A 23,987-nucleotide genomic window follows, 5' to 3' on the forward strand; every position below is an offset into this window, starting at 1 on the left:
CCTCAGTCCAGATGTGCGGAAAATGCGCCATCCGCCCATTCCAGGCGTGCGCTTGCGAAGGGATGGCTGGCGGCCAGCCGTTGCAGCACCGCCAATGACAACGGCGGCAATAGTTCGCCGTCTATGCAGGCGTCCAGTAAACGGGCGCCGTTCTCGTGCCGGGTGCAGCGCTGGCGCAGCTCCGCGTGCGCGCTGTCGTCAATGGACAGCACAGCGTCGTACCGCGTCGAAAACTGGGTGCGTAGACGTTCCAGACGGCTGTGGACGATCTGGCCAAGCACCTCTTCGGTCAGGTAGCGATACGGAATCAGCTGCATGCGGGCAAGCAGCGCGGGCTTGAAGAACGTAGCCAGGCGCGCACGCAGCGCATCCTCGGGCAAGTCGGCCAAGGTGTCGCCCTGCTGGTCGAAGCCCAAATTGGATGTCAGGAAAAAAAGAATGTTCTTGCAATCAATGTGCCGTCCCTCGCCGTCGGCGAGTTCGCCCTTATCGAAGGCCTGATAGAAGAGGCTGAGTACTTCGGGATGGGCCTTTTCCACTTCGTCCAGCAGCACGACTGAATACGGTTGCCGCCGTATCGCCTCGGTCAGTACGCCGCCTTCGCCGTACCCCACGTATCCGGGGGGCGAACCCAGCAAGCGCGACACGGTATGCCGCTCTTGGAATTCGGACATATTGATGGTGGTCAGGAACTGCCTGCCTCCGAATAGCGCATCGGCCAATGCGAGGGCCGTTTCTGTTTTGCCGACGCCGCTCGGGCCCACCAGTAAAAAGGCGCCCAAGGGCGTGCCGGGCCGTCGCAGGTCTGCCATTGCGGTGAGCAGATGCTTGTGCATGCGCTCAATGGCGACGTCTTGCCCCTTGACGCGCTCTTGCAATAGCGCGGGCAGCTGCGTCAAGCGGTCCACCTGACCGCGATTGATGGTTGTAGCGGGAATGCCGGTCCAGTCAGCGATAACTTGAGCAATCTGTTCGTGGCCAACGTCGACGTGCAACAAAGCGCCTTCGCGCTGGAGTTCAGACAGTTCCGTCATTTTGGCGGCGAGGCGGGCAGAGGCATGGGCGTCCTCAACCGCAACGCCGTCGTATTCATGCTGTTCAGCGCGCAGGCTGATAATGTCATCGACCAGCGCTTTCTGCCGCTCCCAAGCCTGCTGCAACTGTGCAATGCGGTGATTGACTGCGGTATCGGCGCTTTCCAGTTCTGCCATTCTGCGAGTGGCGGCGCTGCGTCCTGCCCGGGCGTCGCGCCGCAATTGGGTCAGTTCGGCAGTGATCTGTATCTGCTCGTGTTCCAGCGCCGAGAGCCGGCGCGGCGGCTCGGCCAGCGCCGTAGCCACGCGGGCGCTCGCGGTATCCAGTACGTCGATTGCCTTGTCGGGCAACTGCCGTCCCGACAGATAGCGGGCGGACAAAACCACGGAGGCTTGCAGCGCGTCGTCACCGATGTAGACCCGGTGCGCCTGCTCATAGACGCTGCGCAAGCCGCGCAGAATGTGTACGGCTTGCTCTTGCGTGGGTTCGTCCAGTTTGACCAACTGGAAACGGCGGGCCAGCGCAGGATCTTTTTCGAAATACTTTTTGTATTCCGACCAAGTAGTGGCAGCAATAGTGCGCAGTTCGCCCCGCGCAAGGGCGGGTTTCAACAAGTTGGCGGCGTCGCTGCCGCCGGCAGCATTGCCCGCGCCTATCAGGGTGTGCGCTTCATCGATAAACAGAATGATGCGTTGAGCGGATGCCTTGACCTCATCGATGACGCCCTTCAAGCGCTTTTCGAATTCGCCCTTGACCGATGCGCCTGCCTGTAGTGCGCCCAGGTCCAATCCCCATAGCTCAACCAGGCGCAAAGGTTCCGGCACTCGCTGTTCAACGATGCGTAGGGCCAAGCCTTCAACGACGGCGCTCTTACCCACGCCCGCGTCACCCACCACAATGGGATTGTTCTTGCGGCGCCGGGACAGGATGTCGATCATTAAATCGATTTCTGCGTCGCGGCACAGCACCGGATCAATCTTTCCATCGCGCGCCTGCGCGGTGAAGTCGTGGCCATATTTTGACAATGCCGACTCTGCGCCCGCTATTGGCTGCGCGCTGGTATCGGGCGCTGCGCCGGGCGATTCCGAAGACGTCGAAAGCAGGGCTTGGAACTCTTTGCGCAATGCCTCGCGGTTGATGCGCTCGAACACGGTAATGGCCTGCAAGGGCAGGTAGCGCGCAGGCGTCAGCAAGGCAGCCAGAAGCAGGCTGCCGCCACGGATACGCGGCTGATCCAGTTCCAGCGAGCCAAGCAGCCATGCTTCTTGCAACCACTCAATCAGCAATGGCGAGAAGGTGGGGTATTGGCCCGAATTGTCATCGGCGTATGGGTTGGCGCTGGCCAATGCTTGACGCACGGTATCGATATCCAAATCGGCTTGCTTGAAGACAATCCGGATATCCGACAACGGTTGGTCCACCAGTTTGAACAGCACATGCGCCACCGTAATCTCGGCGCTGCGTTGACTGATGCAAAGGCTGGCGGCTTCTTCCAATGCCTGACGGCAGATGGGGTTCAAGCGATCGATCAGGGCGGAGATTTCAATTCTGATCATGAGGCACACAGTGTCGATGAAGCAATCCGCAACGAGACCATGTTCCGCATCTTTATTCCATAGGATGACTACTAAATGAATGTCGACAGTGATGATGCTCTGACGTAATCGGCGCAATGAGATTGGCCGTTTCATCTTTAGTAGTCGTCCTATTGCCGCATAGCGGCAGACCGTCCTAGCATCTGCGCACTCAGTACTGCGGTAATCCGATTTTCCACAACGCGAAAAGGAGTTTTCATGGCGAAGAAAATGGTGTCCGTCGCCCCGCCCGAACGGATCAATATCAAATACGTTCCCGCAACGGGCGATCAACAGGCCGAGATCGAACTGCCCTTGAAGCTGCTGATCACAGGCGACTTCAAAGGCCACGGCGAAGAGACTGCTCTGGAAGAGCGCCCGACCGTGCGCGTCGATAAAGACAACTTCGACGATGTGATTGCGGAAGCCGGCTTGAATCTGACGATGGAAGTCCCGTCCCGCTTGGGCGAGAAGGGGCAGGAAGAAGACACGCTGAACGTTGCGTTGAATTTCAAACGCATGAAGGACTTCACGCCCGACGCCATTGCCCGCCAGGTGCCAGAGCTGAACAAGCTGCTGGAGCTGCGCGAAGCGCTGGTAGCGCTGAAAGGACCGCTGGGCAACGTGCCCGCGTTTCGCAAGCAATTGCAATCGCTGCTGGCCGACGACAAGGCGCGATCAGCGCTTGCCAAGGAACTGAACCTGGTTCTGGAGCAGCCCGCCGGCTAAGTGGTCCTACTTCATCCATTACGAAAAACTCGCAATAAAGGATATGAGCATGAAGGCTCAAGCTGCCGCTAAGTTGGAAGAGAAGACATCGATCGGGTTGCTGGACCAGATCATGGCCCAGACCCGGCTCGAACCGAGCCACGAGGGTTACGCGGTCGCCGAACGCGGCGTCGCGGCATTCATCTCCGAGATACTCAAGACAGAACAGCGTGAACAACTGATCAACAAGCAATTGGTCGATCAGATGATTGCGCAGATCGACCGAAAAATGGGCTTGCAGATGGATGCCATCCTGCATCAAAAGCCTTTGCAAGAGCTGGAATCGGCTTGGCGCGGATTGAAGCTGCTGGTAGATCGAACCGACTTTCGCGAGAACATCAAGATCGAAATCCTTCACGTCACGAAGGAAGAGATGCTGGATGACTTTGAAAGCTCGGGCGACATCACGCGCAGCGGTCTGTACAAGCATGTCTACACGGCGGGATACGGGCAGTTTGGCGGTGAGCCGGTAGCCAGCATCGTCAGCAACTACACCTTTGGCCCGTCGTCGCCAGATATCAAATTGCTGAGTTATGTTGCGTCGGTCAGCGCGATGGCGCACGCGCCGTTCCTGGGTGCTGCCGGCCCCGAATTCCTGAACATTGATGGCTTTCAGGATCTGCCAAATCTGAAAGAAGTTCGGGATATCTTCGAAGGTCCGCGTTTTACGAAGTGGCGCGGCCTGCGTGAATCGGAAGACGCGCGCTACCTCGGTTTGACGATGCCGCGCTTCCTGTTGCGCCAACCGTACGACCCGCTAGAGAACCCCATCAGCAGCTTTACTTACCGCGAAACCATCGACGGTTCGCACGACAACTATTTGTGGGGAAATACGTCGTATCTGCTGGCAAGCCGCATTACCGACAGCTTTGCCAAGTACCGTTGGTGCCCGAACATCATCGGTCCTCAGTCGGGTGGCGCGGTGGACGATCTGCCCGTGCATCTGTATGAGTCTCTGGGCCAGTTGCAAGCCAAGATTCCGACCGAAGTGCTTGTGTCGGACCGCAAGGAGTTCGAGCTGGCCGAGGAAGGATTTATTCCTCTGACGATGCGTAAAGACAGCGACAACGCCGCGTTCTTTTCGGCCAACTCGGTACAAAAGCCCAAGCTGTTTCAAAAGACGCCTGAGGGGCAAGCTGCGCAAACCAACTTCAAGCTGGGAACGCAACTGCCATACATGTTCATCGTCAACCGCCTGGCGCACTACATCAAGGTGTTGCAGCGCGAGCAGATCGGCAGCTGGAAGGAGCGTCAGGATTTGGAACGTGAACTGAACACGTGGCTCAAGCAGTACATCGCGGACCAGGAAAGCCCGTCATCGGATGTGCGCAGCCGCCGCCCGCTTCGTGCTGCTCAGGTTGTGGTGCAAGACGTTGAAGGCAATCCCGGCTGGTATCAGGTGTCGCTGGCTGTGCGCCCTCACTTCAAGTACATGGGCGCCAACTTCGAACTGTCGCTTGTCGGGCGGTTGGATAAGGAATAAGGAAGGTTCGGGATGCCTAGGTCGCGGGGGCAGGGAAGTCTGTTTGAACGGCTGGTGCCAGACGCCTTGCCGCGGCGCACGCGCTCGCGGCAGGATCTGGCCGCCGAGCGCATACACGCGATCAAGCGCCATCTGGAACACATCCTTAATAGCCGTCGGGGCTGCTCGATGAGTAGCCCCGGCTTAGGACTGCAAGACTTCAATGATGCGTCGATGGGTAGCGCTGATCTGCTGTTGCTGGTCAGCAAAAACATCCGGGCGTCGATCACCGCCTACGAACCTCGGGTCAAGGTGGTGGCGGTGCATTCGCGTCCCGATTCAAGCCAGCCGCTCAGTCTGAACTTCAGGCTGGAATGCCTGGTGCCTGTCTTGAACACCGAAGAACAGGTAGAGATTGAGCTGGTCATACATCATCAGGACCGGTACACACGGGTTCTTTAAGCCGCGGGCCGGCGGAGGCAGGATAACCATGCCGTTGCGAGGAAAATTCCGTGAAGAGATCGACTATCTGCGCAGGCTGGGTCGCGAGTTTGCCCGTGACAATCCTCAGCTTTCGCAATTTCTGGGCGATGACGCGGCTGATCCTGACGTAGAACGTTTGCTTGAAGGCTTTGCCTTTCTGACGGCCAAGCTGCGCCTGAAGATCGAGGATGACCTTCCCGAGTTGACCCATTCCTTGTTGCAGCTGCTGTGGCCAAACTATCTGCGGCCCCTGCCCAGTGCAACCATCATGCGGTTTTCGCCGGTCGAACGCGCCATCACGACACGTCAGGTCATCCCCAGGGGCACGCGAGTGCTGTCGCGGCCGGTGGATGGCACGCGCTGCGAATTCCGAACCTGCACCGACGTGGTGATGTATCCGTTGAGCATTCTTGATGTCAGCGACGCCCACACGCGCGAGAAGTCGATTATGCGTGTGGATCTGGAGCCGCTGGCGGGCAACGCCATCGACACCTTTGATTGCGACAAGCTGGATTTTCATCTGAGCGGCGACGACACGACGGCGCTGACCTTGTACCTTTGGCTGTCGCGGTATCTTAGCGAAATTCGCCTTGAAGCCGGAGGCCAGACGCGCAGGATTTCTGCGCGGCAGGTATTGTTTCCCGGGTTTTCGCCCGATGACGCGCTGCTGCCTTATCCGAAGAACGTGTTCGACGGATACCGGATTTTGCAGGAATATTTTATGTTCCCGCGGCGCTATCAATTCTTCAGCTTGGATGGCCTGCGTTCGCTCTGGCCCGAGGGCACGACGCAGCGCGTCCGCCTTGAGTTTCACTTCAATCGCCCGATGCCTGCGGATATCCGGCTACGCAATACCGACTTGGCGTTGTATTGCACGCCAGCTGTCAATTTGTTTGAACTGGACGCAGAGCCGATCAATCTGAATGGCAGGGCGGTGGATCAGCGGTTGATGCCAGGAGGGCACAACCCCGATGCCCACGAAATATTCAGTGTTGACGAGGTATCCGGGTGGCAGCGTACGGACGACGGGAAGCGGGGCAAGTTTCTGCGGACCTTTCAGCCCTTTGAATCCTTGCAGCACGAGATCGAGCGCGCGCAAGGGCGAACGGCGCTTTATTACCGGACCCGGATCGAAAACTCGATGTCGGGCGACGGTGTGGTTCACCGTGTTGCGTTCATTCGCGGCGATGAAACTGATTACATCGATGAAGACGAGACCGTCTCGTTGGCGTTGACTTGCACCAATCGCGATTTGCCAGTGGCGCTGGGCGCCGGCGATATCTGCATGCAAACGCAGACCACGCCCACCTTTGCCACCTACAGCAACATCACGCGTCCGACGACGCCGTACCGGCCCGTGCTGGACGGTGAACTGCAATGGACACTGATTTCAAACCTGTCTTTGAACTATCTGTCTTTGCTGTCAACAGAGCCTTTGAAAGCGGTGTTGCGCGCGTATGACTTTGCCGCGTTGCACGATATTCAACACGCGCGCGCCGGCAGCAAGCGGCTGGATGGAATCGGCGAAGCCGTCACCACGCCAGCTGACCTATTGATGAAAGGGCTGCCTATTCGCGGCCTGAAAACACATTTGAAGCTGGACCCCGACGGTTTTCTTTGCGAAGGGGACCTGTATCTGTTCGGAACCGTGCTTAGCCACTTTTTCGCGCTGTACGCCAGCATCAACTCCTTTCACTTGCTGGAAGTGACCAACTCCGGCAATAACGAGCTTTACGAATGGCCATTGCAGACGGGCAAGCAACCGCTGATCTAGTCGATCTCTTGCTGGCCGATGCGAAGAACTACGATTTCTTCCGACTGCTTGAGCAGTTGCATGGCCTGCACGATGACGATCTTGAGGACCGGGACAGCCACGATCCCGAGCGTCAGCGCGTGCGTATGAGCAGCTACGCCGGATTAGGGTTTCCGGCGTCGGACGTTGCGTTGGCGGAGCGCATGCCTGCCAAGGCCAATAGTGATTACCACGTGCAAGCCACGTTTTTTGGCATGCACGGCCCGGACTCGCCGCTGCCGGGTTACTACCTGGATGGTCTGGCCTACGAGTACGGGCAAGGCATTGGTATTCGTCCGGCCTTTCTGGATTTCTTCAACCACCGTCTCTTGACGTTGCTGCATCAGGCCTGGCGCAAGTATCGCTATTACGTTCGCTTCCGTCACGATGCGCGTGATCGGTTTTCGCGCTATGTATTTTCGATGGTCGGACTGGGTGACGTGGAGTTGCGTGGCGTCACGCCTATTGCCTGGAGCAGGCTCCTGAGTTTTGCGGGTGTGATCGCCAGCCGCAGCCGCTCGCCACAAGTGGTGGCGGGCATTGTGGCCCACTGCTTTGACTTGAAGCAGGTCAGCGTCCGGGAATTCGAACCTCGGTACATGCATGTTGCCGATAGCCAGCGGCTGAGTTTGGGCAGGCGCAACGGCGTGCTGGGTGACAGCTTTGTCGTGGGCGGACGGGTGCGCACGCGTAATAGCAAGTTCTCCATCGTGATTTCCGACCTTGATCAATCGCGGTTTCGGGAGTTTTTGCCCAGCGGCGAGAACTACGAGCGGCTGCGCAAACTGATCGACTTTTTGTTGCGCGACCCAGCTGCCTACGATCTGGAGCTGGGTCTGCGCCACGACCAGGTTCCGCCCTTCAACCTGGGACGAGATTCTGGCGCTCACTTGGGCTGGACCAGCTTTGTCCAGCACACGGTGGTGCGCCGGCCATCCACTGTTCGCATAAAGGCCCGCCTATGAGCACCGCACCCAGTCCGCACCGTTTGGCTTTGATCGTCACCAATCCAGAAACCCTGCAACACGGCAGCACGCCACAGCACAACTTCGACACCGCCGGGGGCACGATCGGCACGTATGCCGATTGGAAGCTGATGGACAAGGCTGGTCGCGTGCATCCCATTCACAGCGAAGTTCGCTATGAAGACCTGGCGTTCTGCGTGATAGACCGCTCTGGCAAGACTCGCTTGAACGACGATCGGGCCCCGCTCGGCGAGCAGGTGGCAGCGCGTCTGAGCGAAGGTGATGTCTTGCACATTGGTCCCTACCGGATAGCGGTGCACTTGCAAGATCCGCACCAGGATTTGCTGGATCCGTCACGGCACCTGGCTCAGTACGGTGTTGATGAGCTGCTGGATGGCCACGGTTCTGGCCACGATGGATTGCCTGCTGATGCCTATGTATTAGATAGAGAACCTGGCGCACTTCCTCGCAATCCGGGCTTTCATGCGTTGAGCGCGCCACACGAAGTTCTTGGCGAAAGCGACCCGCTGCGTGCGCTGGATGCGGCCGAACGCGCGGCGCCGCACGAGCCGGTTTTGATGGATCCGCTGGATGTGCGGCGCGGCAGCACCCCGCTTGCGCCGACGCAAGCAGATCTTGCCTCCACCCGATTCGAAGCGGTCACCCCCTTGCCGCAGCTACCTCCCGGAGATGTCCCTATGCCTAAATCAAAAGAACGAACCTCGTCCACGCCCTACCGCTTGAACAACCGGCAGGCGATGGCTGGCGACCCGACAGAGGCGTCTGAACTGTTGATGCAAGGCTTGGGTGTGCCACTGGGGCCGTTGGACGCGCAATCGGGGCACGCGCTATTGCTGGAAGCGGGCCAGGCTCTGGGCGCCGCCATTCAGGGGATTGCGCAACTCTATGCCGGGCAGGCGGGCCATGCGCAGGGGCGAGCGTTGTTGGGCCGCAGTTTGCAGCCAATTGAGGACAACCCATTGCGTTTGGGACAGAGCTATGCCGATACCGTGCAGGCAATGTTCTCAACGGGCCGCAGTGTGGTGCATCTTTCGCCGCGGGCGGCGGTGGAAGAAAGCCTGACGCAGTTGGGTGTTCATCAGGGCGCGATGATTCAAGCTATTGAATCGGGCCTGGAAGCTGTGTTGCGTTCATTTGCGCCACCCGCGCTGTTGAAGCGGTTCCAGCGTTATGTGTCCAGCCAGGAATCGCAGGCGGGTGCTGACGATTGGGCCTGGAAGATGTACACGCATTACTACGATGAGCTCGCCTCTGCGCGTCAGCGTGGTTTTGAAAAGCTGTTCTGGGAGGTGTTCGAGCAGGCCTATGACCGCGTGTTGCGGACGGAGGCCGAATGAAACGAACGATTTCGGTCTTGTTTCTGACGTCGCAACTGACTGCTTGCGGTGCGGTGGGCGACGTCTTTACGAAGACAGGGCAGATTTTGATGGACCCGTCGATTCAGGTCGGCGGCAATGACGAGCAGCCTTCGCTGGTCGGATTGAGTTTGTACGCCGCGCCTGACGTCAACCCGAATCCCGCCAGCCTGCCGGATGCGGACGAGGCAGTAACTGCCATGCAGACACCGTCCAATCGCGAGTTTGACGGTCCGCATGAGGTCAAGCTCAAGAGCGCCAACCGCGAGGAACTGATCGAAAGTTTGCGGGGCTTGCTGGACGAACTGGAGGACGGCCGGCCGTCGCTGCACCCGCTACGGCGTCTGGACACCGGGCCGTCGACGATCCGGCGCACAGCGGCCGAAATTGTGGTCGGCCAGCTGGAACGGCCGGAAGAAGCCGTGGCTGAACTGGACCTGCTGGAGGAGGTCGCCTTGTCGATGCACTTCTTGCCAGGCAGGGTATTTGGAACCAGCGGCGGCGTGATCGAACAGGGATTCTCGGGAGCGCCCTTGCCGGTGGAGGCAAAGACACCCGCCATGCCGGATTGGGGCGCTGAAGCCGAGGAAGATCCTGGCCGAGGACTAGGCCAGTACAGCCTGGCGAACCGGCTGCCGCCGGCAGATCCGAAACCTGCGCCGCGTGGCGCTGCCACGCCGATCTCTTTCAAGGTGCTGCAATTAAAAGATGATTCGCTGTTGCTGAATGCCGATTCCGTGCAGTTGGCCAAGGACTTGAAGAAGGCGCTGGGCAGCACCTACGTTGCTGAAGATGATTATGTGCTGCAACCCGGACAGTTCAAGTTCATCAACTTTTCGAGGATCAACCCGGATACGCGCTACATGGCGATTGTGGCTGATTTCCATGACCAGAATGGCGCGGTCTGGAAACAGGTCTTTCGCCTGGAACCCGCTGGCCAAAAATACGCATTGCTGATGACCCTGCAAGGCAACCGGGTGGCCATCGTCGATGAAAGTTACCGCCCGCCGCAACCGAGATCTAAGCCATGACATCACGTAACTCTGTCATCTGGAGCGAAGGGCTGTTCGTCAAGCCTCAGCACTTTCAACAACAGGCCCGCGTTCTGGAGCACCACGCCAATCAGCGGGTCAATGGCGTCAGCGAGCATCTTTACGGCTTGAGCGAACTGGAGCTGAACCAGGAGTATCTGAGCTTTGGCAAGATTGCCATCGTGCGCGCGCGCGGCGTCATGCCCGACGGCAGTGTGTTTGACATTCCCAATGATCAGGCGCCGCCCGTGCCCTTGGCGATTACGGATACCTCTTCCGTCAATCAGACGGTGTATCTGACCTTGCCGCTTCGCTCGGACGGCGTGCTCGAAGTGCAATGGCCCGACACGTATGCAAACGCGCGTTATGTGACGCGCAGCGAGGAAGTGCGCGATACACATAGCCAGGAAGGGGACTATGTTTCGATGGATCTGGCCGCGCCGAATCTGCAACTGGCCTTAGAACGCGACGACCGAAGCGCGTTTACCGGTATTGCGCTGTGCCGGCTATTGGACCGGCGTCCAGACGGCAGCCTGCTGCTGGACGATGCGTTCTACCCTACAGGCATATCACTCAACGCCATTTTGCCGCTCAAGCGCTATCTGGGCGAGATCGCGGGCCTGATGCGTGAACGTGCAAAGAACATTGCCGAACGCATCGGGTCTCCGGGCCAGGCAGGCGTGGCCGACGTGACCGACTTCAACCTGTTGCTGGTGCTGAACCGCTTGCATCCCTTGTTCTTGCATCTGTCGCGCTTGCGGCACGTGCATCCCGAACAGCTCTACATAGCGTTCAGTCAAGCCTGCGGAGAACTGGTGACGTTCACCGACGAGGGGCGCTTGCCGCAAGAGTATCCGGCCTATCAGCACGATGATCCCAGGCAGTCCTTCCGCATGCTGGAAGATACTTTGCGCCGGGCGTTGAGTACCGTTTTGCAGCCGCGAGCGGTATCGCTTCCGATCGAGCGCCAGCAGTATGGCGTGCTGACCGCCGCAGTGCATGACCGCAGTCTGTACGCGGACGCCGAATTCATCCTGGCCGTGCGCGCGCGCATGCCGCTGGACAGGCTGCGCCAGCAGTTCGTTCAGCAGACAAAGGTGGCGTCGATGGAAAAGCTGGGCGAGCTTGTCAGTCTGCAATTGCCGGGCATCCCGCTACTGACATTGCCGGTCGCGCCCAGGCATCTGCCTTTCCATGCAGGTTTCACTTATTTCCAATTTGATCGCAGTCATCCCAGCTGGCAGATGCTAAGGGATACGGCGGGCTTTGGACTGCATATCGCTGGTGACTATCCAGAGATGGAGTTGCAGTTGTGGGCCATCAGGAGTCAATGATATGAATACGAACGCCGCTGCGTCCCGCAGCAATAAGGTCGAATTTCTGCGTATTGCAAGCGTGCCCGCCGTTCTGAACAAGCGCAGCATCGGCTACGACTCGATCGAGAACATCGATTTGGACGAAGACCTGAACTTTCAGCTGCGCGGGCATGGTTACAACCCGCTTGTGGATGGCGCGCTGCCGCTCTTCGGCATGGTCATCCGACTGCGCAAATTGGCGGCCTACGACACTATCGAACTGCTCTACGCCACGGTGCGCGACCAGATCTCCGTGCTGGACGAGGAAGTCCGCCAGCACAGCTATGACAGCGCGACCCAACTGGCATACCGCTATGCCTTATGCACCTTTATCGATGAAGCCGTGATGGGCACGCCTTGGGGAACGCATTCTCCGTGGGCGGAACGGTCATTGCTAAGCGTCAACCACAATGAGACCTGGGGCGGTGAAAAGTTCTTTACTGTGTTGTCTCGCATGATGATGGACCCAGCCAAGTACCGCGACGTGCTGGAGTTTAAGTATCTGTGTCTGTGCCTGGGCTTTAAAGGCAAGTACGGCATGCAGCATAACCAGGCCGATGCGCTGCAAGGCATCATTATCAAGTTGCACCGGACGCTGCGCGAATTGCGCGGAGATGCACCCGAAAGACTGACGGATGCGGACGAGAACATTGCGTCGCGCCGCTACCGCATTGGCCGGCAATGGCCGTGGTGGACGCCTTGGGTTGGAGCGTTGGTTGTGCTGGCGGGGGCCTTCGCCATTTTTTCGCTAAACCTGGGCAGCACGACGGAACTGGTGCTGCGCTCTTTGGACGGGATACTACAGCCTTGAAAGTGGGATGCTCTCGTCGGCCCGGCGCCTTGCACAAGGCCCGCGCCGTGCCATCCGCTATTGCCGCTTTCTTCACCATGGAGACATTACATGCCAGACATCATTCGGCTCGGCGATCCCACGTCCCACGGCGGCGCCGTGCTAGAGGCGTTCGGGAACACCAATTTGAACGGCAAGCCCATCTCTGGCGTGGGCCACATGGTCAGTTGCCCCCTTTGCCTGGGCGTCTACCCCATTGCCGAAGGCAGTAGCTTGTATAAGGTGAATGGCACGCCGGTGGCCTTGAATGGCATGAAAACGGCCTGTGGAGCCAGTTTGATTGCAACCGGGCCTAAAGGGGCTGTGTCGGGGTAAAGGGGGCAAACCGCAGGGGGGCAGGCGGATTTAGGGCTTGGGGCGGCCGAAGCAGGTACACTTGTCCGCCGTTTTGCTTTTAGCCCCAGAATTCCATGATTTCCTCCGCATGTGGCGTCGACTTCGGTACGTCCAACTCCACCGTAGGCTGGAGCCGGCCCGACCAACGCGCGCTCCTCGCCCTGGAAGACGGCAAGACCACCTTGCCCTCGGCCATTTTTTTCCATGACGAAGATTCCGACGTCAGCTATGGCCGCGCGGCGATTTCGGACTATCTGGCGGGTTACGACGGGCGTTTGATGCGTTCGATGAAAAGCCTGCTGGGCAGTTCCCTGATTGACGGGTCCACAGAAGTTCAGGGCCGGTCGATTCCGTTTCGTGTCTTGCTGACCCGCTTTATTGCAGAATTGAAGCGGCGCGCCGAGACAGCGGCGGGCCGGAATTTCACGCGGGCGGTGTTAGGCCGGCCGGTGTTTTTCGTGGATGACAATTCCGCAGCAGACCAAACCGCTCAGGACACGCTGGGCGAAATCGCGCGCAGCGTCGGGTTCACCGATATCGAATTCCAATTTGAGCCGTTGGCCGCCGCATTCGACTATGAATCGCAGATCGACCGCGAGGAGCTGGTGCTGGTCATCGACATCGGCGGGGGGACCTCGGACTTTTCGCTGATCCGGCTGGGACCGGACCGCGCCGCGAAGGCGGACCGGCGCGAAGACATTCTGGCCTATGGTGGCGTACACATCGGCGGGGTGGATTTTGACAAGCAACTGAGTCTGGCGCACGTGATGCCGCTGCTGGGATTGGGCAGCCAACTACGTAGCGGCAAAGACGTGCCTTCCACGCAGTATGGCAATCTGGCTTGCTGGCACACGATCAACCAGGCTTACACCCGCAAGGCTGCCGAACACTTCGCGTACATTCGCGCCGAAGCGGGCGATCGCGAGAAGATCGATTTGCTGTTGAATCTGGTCAAAGAGCGCGCCGGCCATTGGGTGGCGGTGCAAGTGGAAGAGGCCAAGATCGCATTGTCAGAGACGCCGTTCGCCCGCATCGATCTGTCGCGCATTGCGCCTGATCTGGGTGTCGATGTGACGCGCCCGTCGTTCGATGCCTGCGTGGGCCGCTTGATCGAAAGAGTTGAAACCACGGTGGGCGCATTGCTGCGCGATGCCGGTGTGGCCACGACCGATGTGGACACGATTTTCTTCACGGGCGGTTCCAGCCGGGTTCCGCGTCTGCGTGAAACCGTGTCGGCGCTGGTGCCCAGCGCGCGTAGCGTGGAAGGCGATCTGTTCGGCAGTATTGGCGCCGGCCTGGCCTTGGACGCCCGCCGAAAGTTCGACTGAGTTGCGTCATAGAGGGCGGTGTTAAGCTGCTGATTGCCCGTGCCAGGCGCCTGAGCGCCTGTGCGTTTCAAGAGACCTATCTGCCCTCATGACCCGCAAACCTGATTCCCATCTTGTTGAAACGCTGTTGACCAGCGAAGCGCCGTACGAAGGCAGCTTTCTGAAGATCCGCCGCGATACCGTCGCGCTCCCCAACGGCAACACGGGCACGCGTGAGTACGTCGTGCATCCCGGCGCCGTGGTGGTGATTCCGCTGCTGGACGATGGTCGCGTCTTGCTGGAACGGCAATTCCGGTATCCCATCGGACGCGTCATGACGGAATTTCCGGCGGGTAAGCTGGACCCGGGCGAAGATCCCCTGGTTTGCGGCAAGCGCGAATTGCTGGAAGAAACCGGCTATACCGCCGATCAATGGGCCCACGCTGGCGCCTTGCATCTGGCCATCGCTTACTCCACCGAAATCATCCATATCTTCTTTGCGCGAGGTTTGCGCGCAGGGCCGCAACAGCTGGATCAGGACGAGTTTCTGGATGTGATCAGCGCCCATCCCTCGGAACTTCTGGAAGCCTGCGGCAAGGGCGAAGTCACGGATGCCAAGACGCTGACTTGCGTGTTGTGGATGCAGAATGTGCTGTCCGGCGCCTGGCAGTTGGACTGGCAAGATAACGCTGGCTAAGGCGTCGCCGACTCATGGCCGTGTTTCCCGTCCTGGTTCAGCCGGCAGGTCTGCGTTTTGATGCGGACGAGGGCACATCCGTGCTGTTGGCGGCGCAGGCAGCGGGGATCAAACTGCCCAGTTCCTGCCGCAATGGCACATGCCGCGCGTGCATGTGCCTGATGTTGGAAGGCACCGTGGTCTATAGCATCGAGTGGCCGGGCCTGTCGCGCGATGAAAAAGAAGAGGGCTGGATTCTGCCGTGCGTTGCGCGGGCGGCATCCGCCTTGGAAATTCAGAATTTGCAGGCCGGTACGCTGGAAACCGCTCCCGTGGGTGCGCGGCCGCTTACCGGCGCGCGGCGCTAACCAGGCCTGCGAGCCACATCAGAACGGGCATGGCTGCCGCCATGCCTAGTGCCATGGCCGCTACGCACGTCAGCCACAGCCCCTGCATTGCGCGCCACGAGCTATTTGCAGGCGGAGCAGGCTTGCGCAGCGGTGGCGTCGTAACGGTCATGATGGCGCACCCAGTCGCCCAGGTTGAAATGGGGGCCGTTTTCGTTACGGCCCAGCGGTGCAAAGTCCAGGTAGTTGTAGGCGCCCGCCAGTCTTTCCACACCGCGCTCAAATGCGGAATAGGTGTGGAAGATTTCGCCGTCTGGATCGCGGAAGAAGGCGCTGGCACCCGAGCGCTCTTCGATACTGCCATCGGCCTTGGGCACGGAGGCGCGCATGTCGAAATTGAAGTCGCAGCCTTCGGACGAATACCAATCGAACTTCCAGCCCATGCGCCGCTTGAAGGCTTCTAGCTTGGCAATTGGCGCACGCCCGACGGCCACAACTGACACGTCGTGATGGCGCAGATGCGTCAGCGCGCTGTCCAGATGGTCCACCAGAAAGGAGCATCCCACGCAGCCTTCTTCCCAGTCCGGGTCAAACATGAAATGGTAAATAATCAGTTGGCTTTTAGCGCCAAACAGATCGGCCAGTCCCAAGGGGCCGTGGGCGCTCTGGAACTGGTAGCGTTTTTCCACTTGCACCCAGGGCAGGTCCAATCGATCACGGGCGAGCGCGTCCATGGCGTGCGTCAGCGTTTTTTCGCGACTCAAAAGCGCGTCTCGCGCAATATCCCACTGCTGGCGGCTTACGACAGAATGTTGAGTTTGCATCGTGCTGCTCCTTCAGTTGGCGGACCGTCAGGTTCCGCGCGGGGCGGCGAACAGCAGGTGTCAGACCGGATTCGCCAGGTATTCCGTCAGCCGGTCCAAAGCCCCCGACCAGCCGTGTTCATGGCCGTCGCGGGTTGCCTGATCGACAAACGGGGTTTGCAGGAAGGCAAGCTGTGTGCCGTCTTGCGTGGGGGTGAATTCAAGGGTGATCAACGAGGTTTCCTCGGGGGCGTCGCGCCATGCCCAAGTGAAGACAAGCCGGCGATGCGGGTGGACCTCTCGGTATTCGCCGCTGGCGTAATGGTCGAGCCCATCTTCTGTGGAAAAAGCGACGTGATACTGGCCGCCGGTACGCACATCCGTTTGCGCGAGCAGGACGCGGCGGGTTTCGGCGGGTCCAAACCAGCGCATCAGCGCTTGCGGGTCCGTCCAGGCTTGCCAGAGGCGTTCGGCGGAGGTGGAGTAGTGTCGGGTGAGCCGCAATTCGATGGGGGCGTCGTCGTGGAGGGATCGATCTTGCATGGGTGAACCTCGTCGTCGTGATACAGGTATCGGGCTAGTGCATCCAATTGCCCATTCCAGAACTTCTCGTAGCGCGCCAACCAGTTTGATGCCGCCCGCATGGGGGCGGGCGACAGCGTGCAACTGACTACACGGCCATCCTTGGCCCGCGCGATCAGGCCGGCGTCTTCCAGCACACGCACGTGTTTCAGAAAAGCAGGCAACGACATGGCGTGGGGTCTGGCCAATTCGCTGACCGATGCCGTGCCCCGTTCAAGGTCGGCCAGGATTCTGCGCCGGGTGCCATCCGCCAGCGCTGAGAAGATGCCGTCCAGCGTTTCGTCATTTAAGTTAACCATAAGGTTAAGTATTGAGCCGGTGTTCTGCCCCTGTCAATGCTGCGGATACGGGAGTTTCCCTAGGGGCGCCGGACGGATAACCGTGTCGGCCGGGGAGAAGCGGGATGGCGGGGCGCCATCCCGCGCTCGTCAGTCGTGCCGGTTCATGGCGGATTGATGTTTGGTGTCGCGCATGGTCGCGTACACCAGCAAGGACACAAAGATCACGCTTGCAAGGTAGTAATAGAACCATTCCTCGTGACCTTGCTGTTTGAAAAACAAGGCGATGGCGGGGGCCGTGCCGCCAAAGATGGAGACCGTGACGGCGTAGGGCACGGCGATACCGGTGGCGCGGATGTTGGTCGGGAACAGCTCGGCCTTCACCACGGCATTGATAGACGTGTAGCCCGCCGTAAATACCCAGGCGCCGCAGAGCAGCAGCACGGCGATCACCGGCGAGCGGGTCTGAGACAGGGTGAACAGGATAGGCACCGTCAAGGCCGCGCCCGCCACGCCAAAGAAAATCAGCAGCGGTTTGCGGCCGATCTTGTCTGACAGCGCGCCATAGAGCGGCTGCAGGATCAGGGCAAAGATAAGCGACGCGGCAATGATGTAGGTGGTGGTGATGTCCGAGAAGCCAGAGGTCTGGCGCACGAAGGTCTGCATATAGGTCGTGAACGTATAGAAAGCCGCAGTGCCGCCAGCGGTCAGCCCGACCACGATTGCTACTTCACGCGGGTATTTCGTCAGACCGCGCAGCGAACTGGTCTCGGGCTTGGCTGATTTTCGCGCTTCTTTGTAGGAGTCGGTCTCGGGCATATCGCGCCGCATCAGCGCGGTCACAATGGCCAGCAAGGCGCCGATTACAAATGGAATGCGCCAACCCCATTCCACCAGTTGCTCATGGGTCAGGAACACGTTTTGCAGCAGCAGCAAAACCAGGATCGCCGACAACTGTCCGCCGATCAGAGTGACATACTGAAAGCTGGAGTAAAAACCGCGGTGCTCAGGGTCTGCGATCTCGGTCAGATAGGTGGCGCTGGCGCCGTACTCGCCGCCCAGGCTCAGGCCTTCGATGACTCGCGCAAGCGCGAGCATGGCTGGCGCTGCCAGCCCGATGGTGGCATACGTGGGCGTGACGGCAATGATCAGGGAACCCACGCACATCATGCCCACAGACACCATCAGCGATAAGCGCCGTCCATGCCGGTCGGCCAGATGCCCGAACAGCCAGCCGCCCAGCGGCCGCACAATAAATCCGGCCGCAAACAGGGTGGCGGCATTCAATTGCTGCACGACGGGATCGTGCGAGGGGAAAAAGGCGGGGGCGAAGTACAGCGCAAAGGCCGTATAGGCGTAGAAGTCGTACCACTCGACCAGGTTGCCCATAGATCCGACAAAAATGGCCTTGATGCGGCGTTTTGCGTCGGGCATCTCAAGATACGTTTGGGTCATAACGATCCTTGGGGAGGAGCCTGTCGGGAGCCGCCGGACACACGGCCGCGCCCGGTCCTTGCCCGTCAAGATCGCAAGGCCAGCCGCGATAGGGAACACGCATCGCGTTATCTTGCGCCTGCCAGCGCTGAAATGCACGTTCAAGGAACGCGTGTGTTATTCAGGTATTGGTCAGGTTTTGTTGCCGGTCCAGGCAGGACGGCAGGCGCCGGAACTACTTGCGGCGGGGCGCGATAATGTCACAGGCGGCCGCGTTGTCGCCGGCCTGTGCACCCGGGCCCAGCAGCGCTTGCGCGCCGCATACCGAGCCGAACATGCCCCTGTTGTCGTGGCCCACCGCGCCCACTTCAAAGCTGGCGCGATGCAGAGTGACCGGCTTGGCGCCGCGGCTGGCCAGCACATATTCGTACTGCAGATATCCTGTGCCACGCGCCAGGCGCGTGGCCCCCTGAGCCTCGGCTCCGCAGGTCTTGTCCAGCAAGCGGTGTTCGGGGTTGTTGTCGGCGCTGCCCAGCAGGTAGGTGACGTCGCGCGCGGCATAGCGGACAAACAGTTTGGACTCGTCGGTTTCGCGCGCGTAGGGCGGCAGCTTGTCTGTGCCGTACTTGTACTGGTTGTACGTCGGGCAGATGCCGCGTTCGTACGGCGCATAACCTTTGCCGTCGGCGCGGGGGCGTTCGTTGGTCAGGTACAGATAAGACGATGGATTGGCGATGACGTAGCGCAGCGCCAGGCCATCACGCCGTAAGGGGCCGTCGGTGTTGTTCAACACGGCGTAACGTTGCACCAGTTGCGCGCCGGCGGAATGTCCCGCCAGCACAATGCCAGCCAAGGCCGGCAGGCGCTTGCGATCATCAAGGCTGCGCAACAGGTCGTCCAGCACCTGGAATGAGGCCACAGGCGCAGGCCGTCCAGCTGCTTGCACGCTTTCTTCGCCATCTTCCCAGCTGGACTTGCGCCAGGCGGCCATGCCGCCGAACCCAGAATCAATAGAGCCGGAAAAACGGGGGGCAAGAATCAGGGTGTCGCGCGCCCGGTCCGGATTGTGGGTCAGCAATGCCGCCGCCGTTTCGTAATACCGGTCGGCGTCGCGCTTGACGCCATGGATCACAACGATGACTTGCTTGATGTCGCGCAGATCGTCGCGGGTCAGGTTGCGGTTAGCATAGACCGGCATCTTGTACCGGTGGCCGGGCTTACCCAGCTCGACCGTTTGCCAGCGCAACGGTTCCGTGCGCTTAGGCGTCGGCGCAGCGTCATCGTAGTTGTAAGGGTCGGGCAGGGGCGTCTGGGCGTTTGCCGCCCAGTGGCCCAGCATAGCCGCCACGCTCAGCATGGCGGCCAGGCGCCGCACGGCCCGGTTTACGGGAATAAACCGTGTCTGAGGCGCAGAGAGTGCTGGCGCGCTACGCATGGCGCGGCGTGGGCTCAGCAGCCTTCGTGACCCAACAGTTGCTTTAGCGCCGGCAGGTCCAGAATGCGGACCTCTCGCTGGTTGATTTTGATCAGGCCTTCGCGCGCGAAACGGGAGAACAATCGGCTGACGGTTTCCAGGGTCAAGCCCAGGAAGTTGCCGATTTCTTCACGGCTCATGCGCAGCACGAATTCCGTGGACGAATAACCCAATGAGGCATAACGCTGCGACAAATTCAGCAGGAATGCGGCCAGGCGCTGTTCGGAGCGCATCGAGCCCAGCGACGCCAGCATCTGGTGGGAACGCGTGATTTCACGGCTCATCAGACGGCGGAATTGCTGCTGCATCGAAGGCAAATGCGTCGCAACTCGATCGACTTCGGTCAGGCGGATAACGCAGACCTCGGAATCTTCCAGAGCGATGGCGGCGGAAACGTGCTTGCCATCCAGCATGCCGTCCATGCCGACGATCTCGCCGGGCAGGTGAAAACCGGTGATCTGGATCTGGCCAGTCGAATCTTCAAGCTGCGTCTTGAGGCTGCCAAAGCGCACGCCATAAACAGCGTCCAGCGGATGATCCAGCGAATAGAGCATCTTGCCTTTTTCCAGGCGGACACGCTCTTTCACCAGTTCGTCCAGCTTTTCCACTTCGGCGGCAGCCATGCCCACGGGAACACACACGTGGCCCAACATACACGTGGAACAGTGGGCGGCATCAGGGGCAACGGGTACCCGTTTTTGCATACGATGACCTCTATAGTGCCCGTCGTCTGGCGGGTAGCCAGAGCGGGTTTAAGCGTGAAGACAGGAATCTATTGTAGTCCGTTGTTACTACAGGTGCCTTACGACTGGTCTTAATGTTGCCCGCGCGCGTCGGTAAACGACCCAATCGTCGCCAGATATATCGATGGCGTGGGCCTGGAATGCCGGGTCGATGGGGTAGTACTGGCAGAGTAACTGCCCGGTTTTTTGACCGGTTCCCGGGGCCGGTGCGTCCAGAAGCGCGGCCACCTCTCGCCGGACGAAGCAGCACAGCCTTTCCGGCGAGTATTCCTCGATGTCGTCCAGTAGCGCGATGAGCGCGGGGTCCGCCAGATAGACGTCGCCGCGCACGCGCCGCCCGTCGCTGACCGGGATCAGGCCGGGCCATTCTCCAAAGTCCACCAATCTGCCGGGGACCGTGGCGGGGCCCACAAACTGGGCGGCAGGCAGCCCCCGCGCGGCGGCAGCCTGACCCAAGTCATTGATTTCGCCGGCACGTAGGGTGCCGTAGACAAAAACGTATATGCTCATCGTTCAGATTGTTGCTGCACGTCGAAGAAAACCATGTGGTCATCGGGGTGTTGAAATTCTCTCATCTGGCCGCATATTTACACTATCGAGCCAGCCGGCACGTATCGGTCAGGCTCTCCAACTAGCCAAACGACCATTATGCGATTCGACAAACTGACTACGAAGTTCCAGCAAGCCCTGGCCGACGCTCAAAGTCTGGCCGCCCGTAACGACCACCCCTATATCGAGCCCGTCCACGTATTGTCCGCCTTGCTGTCCGATCCGGACAGCGGCGCAGGCGGCCTGCTGGCGCGCGCCGGGGTGGCGGTGAACCGTCTGCAGCCTGCCCTGGAAAGTGCCATGAAGTCGCTGCCGCAAGTCAAAGGCGACGACAACGTCCAGGTTGGCCGCGACCTGCAAAGCGTGCTGACGCGCACCGACAAGGAAGCCGCGCGGCGCGGCGACACGTATATTGCCAGCGAGCTGTTCCTGCTTGCGCTGGCGGATGATAAAGGCGATGCCGGACGCATCCTGCGTGAAGCCGGTCTGCAGAAAAAGGCGCTTGAAGCCGCTATCGACGCCGTGCGCGGCGGTGAAAGCGTTTCCGGCGCGGAAGGCGAGTCCAATCGCGAGGCCCTGTCCAAGTACACGCTGGACCTGACCGAGCGCGCTCGCCAAGGCAAGCTTGATCCGGTGATTGGCCGCGACGATGAAATCCGCCGCACGATGCAGATCTTGCAACGCCGCACCAAGAACAACCCGGTCCTGATCGGCGAACCCGGCGTGGGCAAGACCGCTATTGTCGAGGGTCTGGCGCAGCGCATCGTGAACGACGAAGTGCCGGAATCCCTGCGCGGCAAGCGCGTGCTGTCGCTCGACCTGGCCGCCCTGCTGGCCGGCGCCAAATTCCGTGGTGAATTCGAAGAGCGCCTGAAGGCCGTGCTGAAAGAGCTGGGCCAGGATGACGGCAGCAACATCGTGTTCATCGACGAGCTGCATACGATGGTGGGCGCCGGCAAAGCCGAAGGCGCGATGGACGCGGGCAATATGCTCAAGCCCGCGCTGGCGCGTGGCGAACTGCATTGCATCGGCGCCACCACGTTGGACGAATACCGCAAGTACATCGAGAAAGACGCGGCGCTTGAGCGGCGCTTCCAGAAGGTGCTGGTCGACGAACCCGATGTGGAATCCACGATCGCGATCCTGCGCGGTTTGCAGGAACGCTACGAAATCCACCACGGTGTCGAGATCACCGACCCGGCCATCGTGGCCGCGGCCGAGCTATCGCACCGGTACATCACCGACCGCTTCCTGCCTGACAAGGCGATCGACTTGATCGACGAGGCCGGTGCGCGCATCCGCATGGAAATCGATTCCAAGCCGGAAGTGATGGACAAGCTGGACCGCCGCATCATTCAGTTGAAGATCGAGCGCGAAGCCGTCAAGAAGGAAACCGACGACGCGTCCAAGCGCCGCCTGGGCGTCATTGAAGACGAACTGGAAAAGCTGCAACGCGAATACAACGACTTCGAAGAAATCTGGAAGGCCGAAAAGGCCGCTGTGCAAGGCACGCAAGCCATCAAGGAAGAGATTGACGGCGTGCGCGCCGAGATGGCTGACCTGCAACGCAAGGGCCAGTTCGACAAGCTGGCGGAGCTGCAATACGGCAAGTTGCCTGACCTTGAAGCCCGCCTGAAGGCCGCCGAAGTCGGCGCCGCGCAGGCTGCTGAAGACGCTGAAGGCGACGAAAGCCGGCCGCGCTTGTTGCGCACCCGCGTTGGCGCCGAGGAAATCGCTGAAGTGGTGTCTCGCGCTACCGGTATTCCGGTGTCGAAGATGATGCAAGGCGAACGCGAAAAGCTCTTGCGCATGGAAGATTTCCTGCACAAGCGCGTGGTGGGTCAGGACGAGGCTGTGCGCTTGGTCTCCGACGCCATCCGTCGTTCGCGCGCTGGCCTGGCTGATCCGGCACGGCCGTACGGTTCATTCTTGTTCCTGGGCCCGACCGGCGTGGGCAAGACCGAGCTGACGCGTGCCTTGGCCGAGTTCATGTTCGACTCTGAAGACCACATGATCCGCATCGACATGAGCGAGTTCATGGAGAAGCACTCAGTGGCGCGGCTGATTGGCGCGCCGCCGGGATACGTGGGCTATGAAGAGGGCGGTTACCTGACCGAGGCCGTGCGCCGCAAGCCGTACAGCGTGGTGTTGCTGGACGAGGTGGAGAAAGCCCATCCAGACGTGTTCAACGTGCTGTTGCAAGTGCTGGATGATGGCCGCCTGACCGATGGTCAGGGCCGTACGGTGGACTTCCGCAACACGGTGATCGTGATGACGTCGAACCTGGGTTCGCACCATATCCAGAGTCTGGCGGGTCAGCCGTACGACGTGGTCAAGGAAGTGGTGTGGGACGAGCTCAAGCAAACGCTGCGGCCCGAATTCCTGAACCGCATCGACGAAGTGGTGGTGTTCCATGGTCTGGAAGCCCAGCACATCGAGTCCATTGCCCGCATCCAGCTGCGCCGTCTGGGCGAACGTCTGGAGAAGCAGGAAATGCAGTTGGAAGTGACCGAGCCCGCGTTGGCGGAATTGGCCCGCTCTGGCTTCGATCCGGTGTTTGGCGCACGCCCCTTGAAGCGCGCGATCCAGCAGCAGATCGAGAACCCGGTGGCACGCCTTATTCTCGAAGGCAAGTTCGGTCCGCGCGATGTGGTGCCGGTGGATTGGCAAGACGGCAAGTTCGTCTTTACGCGCACCCTGCAATAAGTCTAGGCGCAGTACCAAAAGGCCCAGCATATGCTGGGCCTTTTGCCGTCTGGCGCGAGGC

22 protein-coding genes are annotated in these 23,987 nt (G+C 60.1%); 14 read left to right on the plus strand and 8 right to left on the minus strand.

Annotated elements, in window-relative coordinates; translation table 11 throughout:
• Positions 1 to 2 precede the first annotated feature (2 nt).
• Positions 3 to 2,591: a type VI secretion system ATPase TssH gene (gene tssH / locus RAS12_RS02360; protein ID WP_306944898.1), complete on the minus strand. Its 2,589-nt coding sequence runs from the start codon at positions 2,589 to 2,591 to the stop codon at positions 3 to 5.
• A gap of 237 nt (positions 2,592 to 2,828) precedes the next feature.
• Between tssH and tssB the strand changes: the two genes are divergently transcribed.
• The 13 genes from tssB (at position 2,829) to RAS12_RS02425 (ending at position 15,378) form a co-directional block, all read left to right on the plus strand.
• A complete protein-coding gene (gene tssB, locus RAS12_RS02365) occupies positions 2,829 to 3,338 on the plus strand; it encodes a type VI secretion system contractile sheath small subunit (protein ID WP_306944899.1) in 510 nt (169 codons plus the stop codon).
• 49 nt (positions 3,339 to 3,387) lie between these two features.
• Complete coding sequence (gene tssC / locus RAS12_RS02370) at positions 3,388 to 4,860, plus strand: type VI secretion system contractile sheath large subunit (RefSeq protein WP_306944900.1); 1,473 nt, start codon at positions 3,388 to 3,390, stop codon at positions 4,858 to 4,860.
• 12 nt (positions 4,861 to 4,872) lie between these two features.
• The gene (gene tssE, locus RAS12_RS02375) at positions 4,873 to 5,301 is read left to right on the plus strand and encodes a type VI secretion system baseplate subunit TssE (RefSeq protein ID WP_306944901.1); all 429 of its coding nucleotides are present in this window, start codon (positions 4,873 to 4,875) and stop codon (positions 5,299 to 5,301) included.
• Positions 5,302 to 5,329: 28 nt separating this feature from the next.
• Positions 5,330 to 7,096 (plus strand): type VI secretion system baseplate subunit TssF, encoded by a 1,767-nt coding sequence (gene tssF / locus RAS12_RS02380; RefSeq protein ID WP_306944902.1) that lies wholly within the window; start codon positions 5,330 to 5,332, stop codon positions 7,094 to 7,096.
• Positions 7,060 to 8,079 (plus strand): type VI secretion system baseplate subunit TssG, encoded by a 1,020-nt coding sequence (gene tssG, locus RAS12_RS02385; protein ID WP_306944903.1) that lies wholly within the window; start codon positions 7,060 to 7,062, stop codon positions 8,077 to 8,079. Before tssF ends, tssG begins: the two co-directional genes overlap by 37 nt.
• Positions 8,076 to 9,437 carry a type VI secretion system-associated FHA domain protein TagH gene (tagH, locus tag RAS12_RS02390; protein ID WP_306944904.1) on the plus strand — a complete coding sequence of 454 codons (1,362 nt, stop codon included), beginning with the start codon at positions 8,076 to 8,078 and terminating at the stop codon, positions 9,435 to 9,437. Before tssG ends, tagH begins: the two co-directional genes overlap by 4 nt.
• Positions 9,434 to 10,486: a type VI secretion system lipoprotein TssJ gene (gene tssJ, locus RAS12_RS02395; RefSeq protein ID WP_306944905.1), complete on the plus strand. Its 1,053-nt coding sequence runs from the start codon at positions 9,434 to 9,436 to the stop codon at positions 10,484 to 10,486. Before tagH ends, tssJ begins: the two co-directional genes overlap by 4 nt.
• Positions 10,483 to 11,820: a type VI secretion system baseplate subunit TssK gene (tssK, locus tag RAS12_RS02400; protein ID WP_306944906.1), complete on the plus strand. Its 1,338-nt coding sequence runs from the start codon at positions 10,483 to 10,485 to the stop codon at positions 11,818 to 11,820. The genes tssJ and tssK overlap by 4 nt, the downstream gene beginning before the upstream one ends.
• A gap of 1 nt (position 11,821) precedes the next feature.
• A complete protein-coding gene (gene icmH, locus RAS12_RS02405; protein WP_306944907.1) occupies positions 11,822 to 12,652 on the plus strand; it encodes a type IVB secretion system protein IcmH/DotU in 831 nt (276 codons plus the stop codon).
• Between the two features lie 90 nt (positions 12,653 to 12,742).
• Complete coding sequence (locus tag RAS12_RS02410) at positions 12,743 to 13,006, plus strand: PAAR domain-containing protein (RefSeq protein WP_306944908.1); 264 nt, start codon at positions 12,743 to 12,745, stop codon at positions 13,004 to 13,006.
• 95 nt (positions 13,007 to 13,101) lie between these two features.
• Positions 13,102 to 14,355 carry an Hsp70 family protein gene (locus RAS12_RS02415; RefSeq protein WP_306944909.1) on the plus strand — a complete coding sequence of 418 codons (1,254 nt, stop codon included), beginning with the start codon at positions 13,102 to 13,104 and terminating at the stop codon, positions 14,353 to 14,355.
• Between the two features lie 88 nt (positions 14,356 to 14,443).
• Entirely contained in the window at positions 14,444 to 15,031 is a 588-nt protein-coding gene (locus RAS12_RS02420; RefSeq protein WP_306944910.1) for an NUDIX domain-containing protein, read from the plus strand.
• Positions 15,032 to 15,045: 14 nt separating this feature from the next.
• Positions 15,046 to 15,378, plus strand: coding sequence for a 2Fe-2S iron-sulfur cluster-binding protein (locus RAS12_RS02425; RefSeq protein WP_306944911.1), 333 nt, complete (start codon positions 15,046 to 15,048; stop codon positions 15,376 to 15,378).
• Positions 15,379 to 15,479: 101 nt separating this feature from the next.
• On the opposite strand, the gene RAS12_RS02430 is transcribed toward RAS12_RS02425, so the two are convergent.
• The 7 genes from RAS12_RS02430 to RAS12_RS02460 form a co-directional block, all read right to left on the minus strand.
• Positions 15,480 to 16,181: a DUF899 domain-containing protein gene (locus tag RAS12_RS02430; protein ID WP_306944912.1), complete on the minus strand. Its 702-nt coding sequence runs from the start codon at positions 16,179 to 16,181 to the stop codon at positions 15,480 to 15,482.
• 60 nt (positions 16,182 to 16,241) lie between these two features.
• Entirely contained in the window at positions 16,242 to 16,703 is a 462-nt protein-coding gene (locus RAS12_RS02435) for an SRPBCC family protein (RefSeq protein ID WP_306944913.1), read from the minus strand.
• Positions 16,592 to 17,041, minus strand: a complete 450-nt coding sequence (locus tag RAS12_RS02440; protein ID WP_306944914.1) for an ArsR/SmtB family transcription factor — start codon at positions 17,039 to 17,041, stop codon at positions 16,592 to 16,594. Before RAS12_RS02440 ends, RAS12_RS02435 begins: the two co-directional genes overlap by 112 nt.
• A gap of 129 nt (positions 17,042 to 17,170) precedes the next feature.
• Positions 17,171 to 18,475, minus strand: a complete 1,305-nt coding sequence (locus tag RAS12_RS02445; protein ID WP_306944915.1) for an MFS transporter — start codon at positions 18,473 to 18,475, stop codon at positions 17,171 to 17,173.
• 214 nt (positions 18,476 to 18,689) lie between these two features.
• Complete coding sequence (locus RAS12_RS02450; RefSeq protein ID WP_306944916.1) at positions 18,690 to 19,889, minus strand: hypothetical protein; 1,200 nt, start codon at positions 19,887 to 19,889, stop codon at positions 18,690 to 18,692.
• Positions 19,890 to 19,903: 14 nt separating this feature from the next.
• The gene (locus RAS12_RS02455; protein ID WP_306944917.1) at positions 19,904 to 20,632 is read right to left on the minus strand and encodes a helix-turn-helix domain-containing protein; all 729 of its coding nucleotides are present in this window, start codon (positions 20,630 to 20,632) and stop codon (positions 19,904 to 19,906) included.
• An 87-nt stretch (positions 20,633 to 20,719) separates the two neighbouring features.
• The gene (locus tag RAS12_RS02460; protein WP_306944918.1) at positions 20,720 to 21,181 is read right to left on the minus strand and encodes a gamma-glutamylcyclotransferase family protein; all 462 of its coding nucleotides are present in this window, start codon (positions 21,179 to 21,181) and stop codon (positions 20,720 to 20,722) included.
• Between the two features lie 138 nt (positions 21,182 to 21,319).
• Between RAS12_RS02460 and clpB the strand changes: the two genes are divergently transcribed.
• Positions 21,320 to 23,926 carry an ATP-dependent chaperone ClpB gene (gene clpB, locus RAS12_RS02465; RefSeq protein WP_306944919.1) on the plus strand — a complete coding sequence of 869 codons (2,607 nt, stop codon included), beginning with the start codon at positions 21,320 to 21,322 and terminating at the stop codon, positions 23,924 to 23,926.
• Positions 23,927 to 23,987 lie beyond the last annotated feature (61 nt).

It is taken from the genome of Achromobacter seleniivolatilans, assembly GCF_030864005.1.
Taxonomy (GTDB): Bacteria; Pseudomonadota; Gammaproteobacteria; order Burkholderiales; family Burkholderiaceae_B; genus Achromobacter; species Achromobacter seleniivolatilans.

Coding starts and splice junctions, on each gene's coding strand:
- RAS12_RS02450 (WP_306944916.1), bottom strand. CDS start 19,889: ATGCGTAGCGCGCCAGCACTCTCTGCGCCTCAGACACGGTTTATTCCC.
- tssG (WP_306944903.1), top strand. CDS start 7,060: ATGGCCATTGCAGACGGGCAAGCAACCGCTGATCTAGTCGATCTCTTG.
- RAS12_RS02455 (WP_306944917.1), bottom strand. CDS start 20,632: ATGCAAAAACGGGTACCCGTTGCCCCTGATGCCGCCCACTGTTCCACG.
- RAS12_RS02415 (WP_306944909.1), top strand. CDS start 13,102: ATGATTTCCTCCGCATGTGGCGTCGACTTCGGTACGTCCAACTCCACC.
- RAS12_RS02410 (WP_306944908.1), top strand. CDS start 12,743: ATGCCAGACATCATTCGGCTCGGCGATCCCACGTCCCACGGCGGCGCC.
- RAS12_RS02430 (WP_306944912.1), bottom strand. CDS start 16,181: ATGCAAACTCAACATTCTGTCGTAAGCCGCCAGCAGTGGGATATTGCG.
- tssJ (WP_306944905.1), top strand. CDS start 9,434: ATGAAACGAACGATTTCGGTCTTGTTTCTGACGTCGCAACTGACTGCT.
- tssC (WP_306944900.1), top strand. CDS start 3,388: ATGAAGGCTCAAGCTGCCGCTAAGTTGGAAGAGAAGACATCGATCGGG.
- clpB (WP_306944919.1), top strand. CDS start 21,320: ATGCGATTCGACAAACTGACTACGAAGTTCCAGCAAGCCCTGGCCGAC.
- RAS12_RS02440 (WP_306944914.1), bottom strand. CDS start 17,041: ATGGTTAACTTAAATGACGAAACGCTGGACGGCATCTTCTCAGCGCTG.
- RAS12_RS02420 (WP_306944910.1), top strand. CDS start 14,444: ATGACCCGCAAACCTGATTCCCATCTTGTTGAAACGCTGTTGACCAGC.
- tssK (WP_306944906.1), top strand. CDS start 10,483: ATGACATCACGTAACTCTGTCATCTGGAGCGAAGGGCTGTTCGTCAAG.
- tagH (WP_306944904.1), top strand. CDS start 8,076: ATGAGCACCGCACCCAGTCCGCACCGTTTGGCTTTGATCGTCACCAAT.
- RAS12_RS02425 (WP_306944911.1), top strand. CDS start 15,046: ATGGCCGTGTTTCCCGTCCTGGTTCAGCCGGCAGGTCTGCGTTTTGAT.
- tssE (WP_306944901.1), top strand. CDS start 4,873: ATGCCTAGGTCGCGGGGGCAGGGAAGTCTGTTTGAACGGCTGGTGCCA.
- RAS12_RS02435 (WP_306944913.1), bottom strand. CDS start 16,703: ATGCAAGATCGATCCCTCCACGACGACGCCCCCATCGAATTGCGGCTC.
- RAS12_RS02445 (WP_306944915.1), bottom strand. CDS start 18,475: ATGACCCAAACGTATCTTGAGATGCCCGACGCAAAACGCCGCATCAAG.
- RAS12_RS02460 (WP_306944918.1), bottom strand. CDS start 21,181: ATGAGCATATACGTTTTTGTCTACGGCACCCTACGTGCCGGCGAAATC.
- tssB (WP_306944899.1), top strand. CDS start 2,829: ATGGCGAAGAAAATGGTGTCCGTCGCCCCGCCCGAACGGATCAATATC.
- tssH (WP_306944898.1), bottom strand. CDS start 2,591: ATGATCAGAATTGAAATCTCCGCCCTGATCGATCGCTTGAACCCCATC.
- tssF (WP_306944902.1), top strand. CDS start 5,330: ATGCCGTTGCGAGGAAAATTCCGTGAAGAGATCGACTATCTGCGCAGG.
- icmH (WP_306944907.1), top strand. CDS start 11,822: ATGAATACGAACGCCGCTGCGTCCCGCAGCAATAAGGTCGAATTTCTG.